11 protein-coding genes and 1 pseudogene are annotated in these 10564 nt (G+C 71.4%); 5 read left to right on the plus strand and 7 right to left on the minus strand.

The features are described 5' to 3' along the window. Window positions 1–224 (plus strand): annotated as a pseudogene (locus ABZ281_RS20645) (hypothetical protein); the annotation flags it as partial. Window positions 225–304: 80 nt separating this feature from the next. Here the strand turns inward: ABZ281_RS20645 and ABZ281_RS20650 are convergent. Next, window positions 305–1219 (minus strand): helix-turn-helix transcriptional regulator, encoded by a 915-nt coding sequence (locus ABZ281_RS20650; RefSeq protein WP_356657447.1) that lies wholly within the window; start codon window positions 1217–1219, stop codon window positions 305–307. A 180-nt stretch (window positions 1220–1399) separates the two neighbouring features. Here ABZ281_RS20650 and ABZ281_RS20655 point away from each other — a divergent pair, with 180 nt between their 5' ends. The 3 genes from ABZ281_RS20655 (at window position 1400) to ABZ281_RS20665 (ending at window position 3822) form a co-directional block, all read left to right on the plus strand. Continuing rightward, window positions 1400–2440, plus strand: a complete 1041-nt coding sequence (locus ABZ281_RS20655) for an NAD(P)-dependent alcohol dehydrogenase (RefSeq protein ID WP_356657449.1) — start codon at window positions 1400–1402, stop codon at window positions 2438–2440. 145 nt (window positions 2441–2585) lie between these two features. Continuing rightward, window positions 2586–2969, plus strand: coding sequence for a VOC family protein (locus tag ABZ281_RS20660; RefSeq protein WP_184908964.1), 384 nt, complete (start codon window positions 2586–2588; stop codon window positions 2967–2969). A gap of 91 nt (window positions 2970–3060) precedes the next feature. Beyond that, window positions 3061–3822, plus strand: coding sequence for an NAD(P)H-binding protein (locus ABZ281_RS20665; protein ID WP_356657451.1), 762 nt, complete (start codon window positions 3061–3063; stop codon window positions 3820–3822). Between the two features lie 9 nt (window positions 3823–3831). Here the strand turns inward: ABZ281_RS20665 and ABZ281_RS20670 are convergent, their stop codons facing one another. The 6 genes from ABZ281_RS20670 to ABZ281_RS20695 form a co-directional block, all read right to left on the minus strand. After that, the gene (locus tag ABZ281_RS20670) at window positions 3832–4815 is read right to left on the minus strand and encodes a DUF5829 family protein (RefSeq protein WP_356657465.1); all 984 of its coding nucleotides are present in this window, start codon (window positions 4813–4815) and stop codon (window positions 3832–3834) included. Window positions 4816–4897: 82 nt separating this feature from the next. Next, window positions 4898–5593 carry a DUF4389 domain-containing protein gene (locus ABZ281_RS20675; protein ID WP_356657453.1) on the minus strand — a complete coding sequence of 232 codons (696 nt, stop codon included), beginning with the start codon at window positions 5591–5593 and terminating at the stop codon, window positions 4898–4900. Window positions 5594–5703: 110 nt separating this feature from the next. After that, on the minus strand, window positions 5704–6849 hold the full coding sequence (locus tag ABZ281_RS20680; RefSeq protein WP_356657455.1) for an AI-2E family transporter: 1146 nt from the start codon (window positions 6847–6849) through the stop codon (window positions 5704–5706). Between the two features lie 60 nt (window positions 6850–6909). Then, a complete protein-coding gene (locus ABZ281_RS20685; protein WP_356657457.1) occupies window positions 6910–7236 on the minus strand; it encodes a hypothetical protein in 327 nt (108 codons plus the stop codon). Then, entirely contained in the window at window positions 7229–7897 is a 669-nt protein-coding gene (gene msrA, locus ABZ281_RS20690) for a peptide-methionine (S)-S-oxide reductase MsrA (RefSeq protein WP_356657459.1), read from the minus strand. The genes ABZ281_RS20685 and msrA overlap by 8 nt, the downstream gene beginning before the upstream one ends. Window positions 7898–7971: 74 nt before the next feature. Further along, window positions 7972–9093 carry a hypothetical protein gene (locus tag ABZ281_RS20695; RefSeq protein ID WP_356657461.1) on the minus strand — a complete coding sequence of 374 codons (1122 nt, stop codon included), beginning with the start codon at window positions 9091–9093 and terminating at the stop codon, window positions 7972–7974. Between the two features lie 118 nt (window positions 9094–9211). Here ABZ281_RS20695 and ABZ281_RS20700 point away from each other — a divergent pair, with 118 nt between their 5' ends. Beyond that, window positions 9212–10366, plus strand: a complete 1155-nt coding sequence (locus ABZ281_RS20700; protein WP_356657463.1) for a cystathionine gamma-synthase — start codon at window positions 9212–9214, stop codon at window positions 10364–10366. Window positions 10367–10564: the final 198 nt, after the last annotated feature.

The following is a 10564-nucleotide window of genomic DNA, read 5'->3' on the forward strand; positions in this document are numbered from 1 at the left end:
GGTACGCGCAGGCCCAGATGAACGAGCCGGAGCGCATCCTCGACGCCTCACGGTCCGTGAACGAGGTCCTGGCGGGCATCGACGCGGCCGTCAAACGACTCGACCGCGGCGTGGCCCGGGAGGGCGAGAGCGCGGAGGGCGCCCTGCTCGACCTGAAGGAGGCCGAACCGCGGCTGTCCGCGATGCGGAGGCTCATGCGGGAGGACCTGGGCGTCGTCGACTGAGGCACGGGGGCCTCTCGCTCCGACGGCGACCGAGGCACGGATGCCTCTTCCTCTGACGGTGACCGAGGCACGGATGCCTCTCAGTCCGACGGTGTCGAAGCCCTCGTGCCCGAGCGGGTCGCGTCCGCACCCCAGCTCGCCAGCAGCCGCAGGGCCTCCGCCGACGGGGTGCCCGGTTCCGCGTGGTAGGTGATCAGGGACTGCTCGCCGTCGTCGATCAGGCGGAACGTCTCGAAGGAGAGAGCCAGTTCACCGACCAGGGGATGGCGCATGCGCTTGACGCCGTAGCTCTTCTCCTTGACGTTGTGGGCGGCCCAGAGGCGGCGGAACTCCTCGCTCTTCACCGACAGCTCGCCCACCAGGGCGGACAGCTGCGGGTCGTCCGGGTGGCAGCCCGCGTCCATGCGCAGGTAGCCGACGATGTCGGACGCCTTCTGGTCCCAGTCGACGAACAGCTCGCGGTACTCGGGCCGCAGAAACACCAGCCGCGCCCAGTTCCGCTCCTGCGCCTGCACCTCCGCCCAGTCGCCGAAGAGGGCCGACGCCATCCGGTTCCAGGCCAGGATGTCCGAGCGGCGCCCGACGATGTACGCCGGGACGGACTCGATCGAGTCCAGCAGATGCCGCAGCGCCGGCCGTACCTGCTGGCTGCGCGCCACCGGCTTCTTCTTGTGCTGCTTCGGTTTTGCCAGATGCATCAGGTGCGCGTGCTCGGCGTCGCTCAGCCGCAGGGCGCGCGCGATCGCGTCCAGCACCTCCGCGGAGACGTTGCGGCCGTTGCCCTGCTCAAGACGCGTGTAGTACGCCACGGACACCCCGGCCAGCTGCGCCAACTCCTCGCGGCGCAGCCCGGGCACCCGCCGCCGCCCGAAGTCGGGCAGCCCCACGTCCTCGGGCTTCAGCCGGGCCCGCCGGGTGCGCAGGAACTCACTGAGCTCGGCGCGCCGGTCCAGGCCGCCACCGGCCGTCTGTGCGGTTTCGGGCTGTTCGTCCATGCCGTCCAGTATTCCTGGTCGTACGCCCACGAGCCTGACCCCGCCAGTGGTACGCACCGTGTGCGTACGCAAAACCGTGGTCTGGGTGAGTACGCACGGATCGGGCAGGCTGGAGATCGTGCCCGGTCAGAAGATCCAGAAGGCAGCCGGGCACAGAACCCCGCTAGGAGAACCCCCGGCATGACCACTGTTGCTGCGTACGCCGCTCCCGCTCCCAAGGCTCCGCTGGAGCGCACCACCATCGACCGCCGCGAGGTCCGCGAATTCGACGTCCTGATCGACATCAAGTTCGCCGGCATCTGCCACTCCGACATCCACCAGGCCCAGGAGGGCTGGGGCGAGGCGATCTTCCCGATGGTCCCCGGCCACGAGATAGCCGGTGTCGTCTCCGCGGTCGGCCCGGGCGTCACGAAGTTCGCCGTCGGCGACCGCGTGGGCGTCGGCTGCATGGTCGACTCCTGCCGCGAGTGCGAGAACTGCAAGGCCGGCCGTGAGCAGTACTGCGTCCAGGGCAACGTCCCGACGTACAACGGCATCGGCAAGGACGGCGAGCCCACCTACGGCGGCTACTCGGAGAACGTCGTCGTCGACGAGAACTTCGTCGTCCGCATCCCCGACGGCCTGGCGCTCGACGTCGCCGCGCCGCTGCTGTGCGCCGGCATCACCCTCTACTCCCCGCTGCGCCGCTTCGGCGCCGGCCCCGGCAAGAAGGTCGCGATCGTCGGCCTGGGCGGCCTCGGCCACATGGGCGTCAAGATCGCCCACGCCCTCGGTGCCGAGGTGACCGTGCTGTCGCAGTCCCTGCGCAAGCAGGAGGACGGCCTGCGGCTGGGCGCGGACCACTACTACGCAACCAGCGACCCGAAGACCTTCGAGGAGCTGGCCGGCACGTTCGACCTGATCGTGTCCACGGTGTCCGCCCCGCTGGACTTCAACTCCTACCTGTCCCTGCTGAAGACAGAGGGCACGCTGGCCAACGTCGGCGCCCCCGAGGAGCCCGTCTCCCTCAACCTCTTCTCGGTGATCGGCGGCGGCAAGACCCTCGCCGGTTCCATGATCGGCGGCATCGCGGAGACCCAGGAGATGCTGGACTTCTGCGCCGAGCACGGCCTCGGCTCCGAGATCGAGCTGATCCGCGGCGACCAGATCAACGAGGCGTACGAGCGGGTCCAGGCCAGCGACGTGCGCTACCGGTTCGTGATCGACACGGCGACGATCTGACCCCGCACCCCCGTGACACAGCCCTGAGGGCCCCGGCCGCGCGCCGGTGCCCTCAGGGCGCTCGTGATGCACGACGGGGTGCGCGCGGGGTACACGTGGGGGAGTGCACCAGAGGGGTCCGCCACGTATGTCAGGGGAGGCCACCATGACCGTGCAGCTGAACCACACCATCGTCGTCGCCCACGACAAGCGCGCCTCGGCCCGGTTCCTCGCCGACCTCCTGGGGCTCGACGTCAGCCCGCCCTACGGCCCGTTCCTCCCGGTCGAGATCTCCAACGGCGTGACGCTGGACTTCATGGACAGCCCCGGCGCCATCACGCCCCAGCACTACGCCTTCCTCGTCTCGGAGGACGAGTTCGACGAGATCTTCGACCGCATCCGGCAGGCCGGCCTGACGTACTGGGCGGACCCGTTCCACAGCCGCCCCGGCGAGATCAACCACAACGACGGCGGCCGCGGGGCCTACTTCGACGACCCCGACGGCCACCGCCTGGAGATCATCACGAGGCCCTACGGCAGCGGCGGCTGAGCCGTCCGCACCCCGGCTCGTCACATCGTCGTGCCGCCGCGCGTCATACCGGCGAAGGCGACATCACCTGACGAAGAACCGGGGAGCAGTCATGACAGCACCGATCCTGGTCACCGGCGGCACGGGCACCCTCGGCGCCCACGTCGTCCCGCTCCTGCGCGCGTCCGGACACGAGGTGCGGATCCTCACCCGGCACGCCCGCCCCGCCACGGACGGCATCGGCCACGTCACCGGCGACCTGCTGAAGGACGAGGGCGTCGAGGCCGCCGTCGACGGGGTGGAGACCGTGCTGCACCTGGCGGGCGGCCCCAAGGGCGACGACCGGGCGACCCGCGCCCTGGTCCGCGCCGCGTCCGGGGCCGGTGTACGGCACCTGGTCTACGTCTCGGTCATCGGCGCGGACCGGGTCCCGCTGGCCTGGATGCGGACCAAACTGGAGTCGGAGCGGGCCGTCACCGACTCGGGCATCCCGTGGACGATCCTGCGCGCGGCCCAGTTCCACGACCTCGCGCTGACCATGGTCGAGAAGATGGCGAAGATGCCGCTGTTCCCGGTCCCGGGCGGCATGCGGCTCCAGCCGGTCGACTCGCGCGAGGTCGCCGCCCGCCTCGTGGAACTGACCCTCGGTGTCCCGTCCGGCCTGGTCCCGGACCTGGCCGGACCGCATTTCTACGACCTCGCCGCCCTGGCCCGCCCCTACCTCCGCCTGACCGGCAGGCGCCGCCGCATGCTGCCGGTGCGCATCCCCGGGAAGCCGGGGCGGGCGTACCGGGCCGGGGCGAACCTGGCGACGGCCGGGGCGGAGGAGGGGAAGCGGACCTGGGCGGAGTTCCTGGCGGAGCGGCTGGGCTGAGCCCCTGTCCTACTCGGCGCTCGGCCGGTCCTGGGCCTGACCGGCGTTCGACCGGTCCTGGTCCTGCCCGGCGTTCGACCGGTCCTGCTCCTCGAAGGTCCACACCGCGCGGGGGCCCGGCCCGACCACCAGGGCCGAGTGGCCGATCCGCTCCACGTGCCGGTAGGACACCGGCTGGTTCAGCGACATCTCGATCTGGCGGAGACCCACCTGGTCCAGGGGCACGGAGTCGAAGCGGATCGTGGTGCCGCCGCCCTTCGCGACGGCGCCCCCGCCCGGCAGGGGCCGGACCGCGAAACCGCCGGCCTTCAGCAGCGGCACCGTGTTGGCGAGGTCCCGTGCGGTCACCGCGAGCCGGATGCCGGTCACGTCCCGCATCAGGTGGTCGCGGTAGGCGTCGGGCAGGTAGCGCTCCCGGCCCACGTCACCGGGGTGGGAGGCGGGCTCGGTGTTGCTGCGCGGGTCGGCGAAGTACTCCGGCCGGTACTCCATCCCCCAGGCGCCGAAGAAGTCGTACTCATCGGTGGTGAAGACCGCGTCGAACCAGAGCACGGGGACGCCGTCGCCGAAGTCGCGCGTCTGCCGGAACTCGACCGGGTCGCTGATCCCGGCCGTGTGCAGCCGCTCGATCACCGTGGGCAGGTCACCGGCGCGCTCGGTGGACACGCCCAGGCCGGCGGAGCCGAGGGTGCCGTCCTTGCCGGGCACGTCGCCCACCCCGAACAGCTCGAAGTAGGTCTCGCGTCCCATCAGATAGCGGCCGGTCCAGGTCTGCCCGCCGGAACCGGTGGTGGTGCGGACCTGGAAGTTGGCGAAGTCCCGCAGGTACGAGGAGTGCTCGACGGCGTCCGCGGTCTGCCGGTCGAGCACACCGTAGGCGTGGTTGTAGAACAGCAGTTGCCGCCCGGTCGACGTCCCGTTCTCCTCGGCCCGTGCCGTGCTCACTCCGCCCTGGACCGCCCCCGCGAGGGCCAGGGCGATGACCATGATCAGCTGTAACGCTCGTCTGAGAACCATGCGAGGGAGCGTAGGGCGGGAGGAATCGCTTCCGCTGCGGATTGCGCCCTTCGCGGGGTCAGGGCTTGGTCAGCGGGGAGACCGGGGGCGATGCCGGGGGCGACGCCGGCGGGGGCTCCTGCCCGCCCTGGTCGAGCCGGAACGGCGGGTACTGGTCCGTCAGCAGCGCGGCGTAGGCCGTCACGCGGGCCGTCCAGCGGGCGAGGCCGATCAGGAAGTCGAAGAGGTGCCGCGGGTAGCGGGCGGTGAAGAGCAGGATGACGACGGCGACCAGAGAGAGGAAGGGCAGCAGCCCACCGCCCCGCCAGTCGTCCCCGCCGCCCCAGCCGCTCCCGGCGAACATCGCGACCACGATGTACTGCGGGATGGCCAGCAGCCACCACTTCACCAGGACCAGCCCGCGGGACAGTCGCTCGGGGTAGACGACGTCGAAGTGCGCCGGGTAGTCGGGCACGTCGGCGAGGGTGAAGGGCGGGTACCGGTCGGTGCCGAGGGCGGTGTGCGCGTAGTAGCCGACCCGCCAGTTCCAGCGCAGCACGCCGACGTTGTAGTCGAAGAGGGGCCGCGGGTAGCGGGCGGTGAACAGGATCGCGAAGAAGGCGATCACGGTGACGACGACGAACCCGATCCACAGGAACACCAGCACGATGTAGTGCGGGATGGCGAGCAGCCACTTCACCAGCCACATCCAGCGGGACAGGCGGGGATCGACGGACGCCTCCAGGCGCACCGGTGACGCGGTGACAGGAATCATGTGGTGGCTCTCCTCTCCGCCTGCAGACTCGCAAGCGAGGAGAGGCCCCGCGACCCGAGCGGGGCCGTTCGCGCGTCGGATGCCGCCCGCGAAGCCCTGCGGCGGTGCCGCTACGACGGGACGGCGGCTCCGGAGTCAGGCTCGTCGGTCCCCGGTCCGTCGGCCCTCTCCTCGTCGGTGCCCGCCTCGCCCGCCGGATCGACGAGCTGCTCGCGCACGTAGTTCCAGACCACCGCGATCAGCGCCGCGACGGGCACGGCGAGCAGGCTGCCCACGATGCCGGCCAGGCTGCCGCCCAGGGTCACCGCCAGCAGCACCACGGCCGCGTGCAGGCCGAGCCCGCGGCTCTGGATCATGGGCTGGAAGACATTGCCCTCGAGCTGCTGCACCACGACGATGATGGCCAGCACGATCAGCGCGTCCGTCAAACCGTTCGACACGAGCGCGATGAGCACCGCGACGAAGCCGGCGAACAGGGCGCCGATGATCGGCACGAACGCCGAGACGAAGGTCAGCACCGCCAGCGGCAGCACCAGCGGGACACCCAGGATCCACAGGCCCAGGCCGATCAGGACGGCGTCGAGCAGACCGACGGCCGCCTGGGACCGCACGAAGGCGCCCAGGGTGTCCCAGCCACGGTCGAACACGGCAGGGACGTCGGTGGCGAGCCGGCCGGGCAGCTGACGGGACAGCCACGGCAGGAACCGCGGGCCGTCCTTGAGGAAGAAGAACATCAGGAAGAGCGCGAGGACGGCGGTGACGACGCCGTTCACCACGGTGCTCACGCCCGTGACGACAGCGCCCACCATGCTGCCGACGCCTTCCTGGGCGCGGGAGACCGCGCTGTCGAAGGCCTTGTTGATCTGCGCGTCCCCGATGTTCAGCGGCGGCCCGGCCGCCCACTCGCGCAGCCGCTGGATGCCCTCCACGACACCGTCCGTCAGCTCCCCGGACTGGGACGCCACCGGCACGGCGATCAGCGCCACCACGCCGACGGCGACCAGCAGGAACAGCACGGTCACGACCGACGCGGCCGGCGCGGGCGGCCACCCGCGCCGGCGCAGGAACCGGGCCGCGGGCCAGGTCAGTGTGGTCAGCAGCAGTCCTACCACCAGCGGCCACACCACGGACCACATCCGGCCCAGCAACCACAACGCCACGGCGGACATGGCGAACACCAGCAGCAACTCGGCGGAAACCCGCGCGGATATCCGCAGCGCGGCACGGGACCTGTCGGAACTCAGGGGCGCAGTCACGCAGGCACCCTAAGGGCTGACCGGGCGCCCGGAGCAGCCCCTTACCTCGGGAACGAACCGTCAGCGCACGGTGTACATGCTGAAGATGTGCAGGGCCGCTTCGATCTGTGCCCGCGTGCGGTCGTCGGGGTTGCCCGTGACCCGCACGAAGACCACGGACGAGCCGGGGTCGTCCGCGACCAGCAGGGTCAGCGGCACCCTGCCCGAGAGCGGGTAGTCGTACCAGCCGTCGGGCTTCTCGACGTCGGTGTGGGGCAGGGCGTTGCCGACGGCCTGCCAGTCCAGATCGTCGAACTCGTAGCCCGACAACTCCGCGATGGTCTCGCAGAACGGCCGCAGACCCTCCTCGAAGATCCAGCCCCCGCCGAAGCTCGAAGGATCAGCCACCGGCCCTCCCCACGCCGACCGGGCAGGACACTCCCGTCCCGCCGATGCCGCAGTAGCCCGCGGGGTTCTTGTCCAGGTACTGCTGGTGGTAGCCCTCCGCAGGGTAGAAGGGGCGGCCCTCGGTCGTGACGATCTCCGTGGTGACGGCGCCGTAGCCGGAGGACGTCAGGACCTTCTGGTACGCCTCGCGGGAGGACTTGGCGGTGGCCTCCTGGGCGGGGGTGTGGGTGTAGATCGCCGAGCGGTACTGCGTGCCCGCGTCGTTGCCCTGACGGAAGCCCTGCGTGGGATCGTGGGACTCCCAGAACGTCTTCAAAAGGCGCTCGTACGAGATCTGCTCCGGGTCGAATACCACCCGCACGACCTCGGTGTGGCCGGTCAGGCCCGAGCAGACCTCGTCGTACGTGGGGTTCTCGGTGTGGCCGCCCTGGTAGCCGACGAGGGTCGTCCAGACTCCGGCGGGGAGCTGCCAGAACGTGCGCTCGGCGCCCCAGAAGCAGCCCAGGCCGAAGTCGGCGGTCTCCAGGCCCTCGGGGTAGGGGCCGAGCAGCGGGGTGCCGAGGACGGTGTGGCGGTCGGGGACCGTGAACGCCGGCTCCGGGCGCCCGGGCAGCGCCTGCTCGGCGGTCGGCAGCTGGGGCGTACGACTGTGCAGGAACATGCGGTCTCCAATCGGGGCGACGCCCTCCACAACGCGCCGCCACCACCCGGAATTCCGGCGGGTCCGGGCGGGGCTCAGTGCGGCAGGCTCGCCGGGCTGCCGCCGTTCGCCTCGTAGCCCGCCACCGCCAGCGCCCGGTACACCGCGAACTCCGCCGCCGGGTCGGCCGACAGGGTCCAGGGCAGGGCGCCCACGTGGCCGTCGATGTGTATCAGCTGGTTCATGGCCTCCGACCAGCGCTCGCCGCGGACCAGGAAGAAGACCAGCATGTGCCGCACATGCGCCAGCATCGGGTCGTCGGCGCGGGCCGAGTGCACCGCGTGCAGCGCGCCGTGCACCGCCTTCGTGACGACCTCGCTCTGCCAGAAGTTCGCCACCAGGGTCACCTCGGGGAGGTGCTCGAAGACCGCGAAGAGGGGCATCGCCGAGAGGAGGGAGCCCTTGGGCGCGCGGGCCGCTGCGGCTTCGGCGAACGCGTAGGCCTCGGCACGGGAGCCGTTCCACTTCTCGCACCAGTAGTGCAGCGCGGCCAGGTGCGCCCCCATGTGGGCCGGGGCGCGGTCCAGGATCTTCAGCCAGACCTGCTCGAAGTCCTTCTGGGAGTAGCCGAGCCCGCGGGCCACCGACAGCTCCACGATGTACGGGATCGGATCACCGGGGGCGAGCAGCGCCGCGTCACCGCACGCCGTCCTCGCCTCCTCCATGATGATCCGGAACTCATCCGTGCCCGGCGTCGCCGTCCGCCACGCCTGCTGCACCAGGAACTCGGCGTGCACCGCCGCACCGCCCGCGTCCTTGGGTGCCTCGGCCCGCCACACGCGCAGCCATTGCCCGCCCGGCGCCTCGCTCACCCCGCCGGGCCGCCGCGAGAGCTCCAGCGAGGCCGCGCCCGCGAAGGCCTGCACGCGCTGCCAGCGCCGCTCGCCCTCCGTCTCCGTGCCCGCCAGGAGCTGCTGCGCGGCGCGGTAGTCCTGCGTGCGCTGCACCACGTCCAGCACATCCAGCAGGTCCTGGTCGGGGCCGGGCATGCGGATGTCGAGCTCCTCCTCCAGGACGAAGCCGTAGTTCGCCGGGTCCGCCGCGTCCGGGTGGTCGGGCGAGACCAGCCCTATCGCACCACCGCGCCTGCGCCGCAGGAAGGGGAGCAGCACGAAGCCCAGCATGACCAGCGCGATCAGGACCCAGAGAATCTCCATGCAACAAGCGAACCAGACCGCGCCGACAATTGGCCAACCTGCTCCCGGAACCTGTGGAAAACCCCGGCTCGCCCCGTCCCCCGGCACGCTTCGCGTCGGCGCACTACCCTCGGTGCCCATGAGCGACAGGCACATCAGTCAGCACTTCGAGACGCTCGCGATCCACGCGGGCAACACCGCCGACCCCCTGACGGGCGCGGTCGTCCCGCCGATCTACCAGGTCTCGACCTACAAGCAGGACGGCGTCGGCGGACTGCGCGGCGGCTACGAGTACAGCCGCAGCGCCAATCCCACCAGGACCGCGCTGGAGGAGAACCTCGCCGCCCTGGAGGGCGGCCGCCGCGGGCTCGCGTTCGCGTCCGGGCTGGCGGCCGAGGACTGCCTGCTGCGTACGCTGCTCGGCCCCGGGGACCACGTGGTCATCCCGAACGACGCGTACGGCGGCACGTTCCGTCTGTTCGCCAAGGTCGTCGCCCGCTGGGGCGTGGAGTGGTCGGTCGCCGACACCAGCGACCCGGCCGCCGTGCGGGCCGCCCTCACCCCGAAGACCAAGGTCGTCTGGGTGGAGACCCCCTCCAACCCGCTGCTCGGCATCACCGACATCGCCGCCGTCGCGCAGGTCGCCCGGAACGCGGGCGCCCGCCTCGTCGTCGACAACACCTTCGCCACGCCCTACCTCCAGCAGCCGCTGTCGCTGGGCGCGGACGTCGTCGTGCACTCGCTGACCAAGTACATGGGCGGCCACTCCGACGTCGTCGGCGGCGCCCTGGTCACCGGTGACGCCGGCCTGGGCGAGGAACTGGCCTTCCACCAGAACGCGATGGGCGCGGTCGCCGGGCCCTTCGACTCCTGGCTGGTGCTGCGCGGCACCAAGACCCTCTCCGTGCGCATGGACCGGCACAGCGAGAACGCCGTCAAGGTGGCCGACATGCTCACGCGGCACGCGCGCGTGACGAGCGTGCTGTACCCGGGCCTGCCGGAGCACCCCGGTCACGAGGTCGCCGCCAAGCAGATGAAGTCGTTCGGCGGCATGGTCTCCTTCCGCGTCGCGGGCGGCGAGGAGGCGGCCGTCGAGGTGTGCAACCGGGCGAAGATCTTCACGCTGGGCGAGTCCCTGGGCGGTGTCGAGTCGCTGATCGAGCACCCCGGCCGCATGACGCACGCCTCCGTGGCCGGTTCGGCCCTGGAGGTCCCCGCCGACCTGGTGCGCCTGTCGGTCGGCATCGAGAACGCCGAGGACCTGCTGGAGGACCTGCAGCAGGCGCTCGGCTAGACCGGCTCCCGTCGCGGGGTCACCAGCCGGTGAGGGGTGGAGTCGTGTCGGACGGCGGCTCCACCCACGGGCGGGCGGTCAGCGCCCACACGGTGAACGCCACGGCCGCCGCCCTCGCCCGGATCCGCCCCGGCACCCGGCTCGCCTCCATCTGCACCGGCGTCTACGTCCTCGCCGCCGCCGGTCTCCTCGACGGCC

It is taken from the genome of Streptomyces sp. NPDC006265, from assembly GCF_040613555.1.
Lineage (GTDB): Bacteria > Actinomycetota > Actinomycetes > Streptomycetales > Streptomycetaceae > Streptomyces.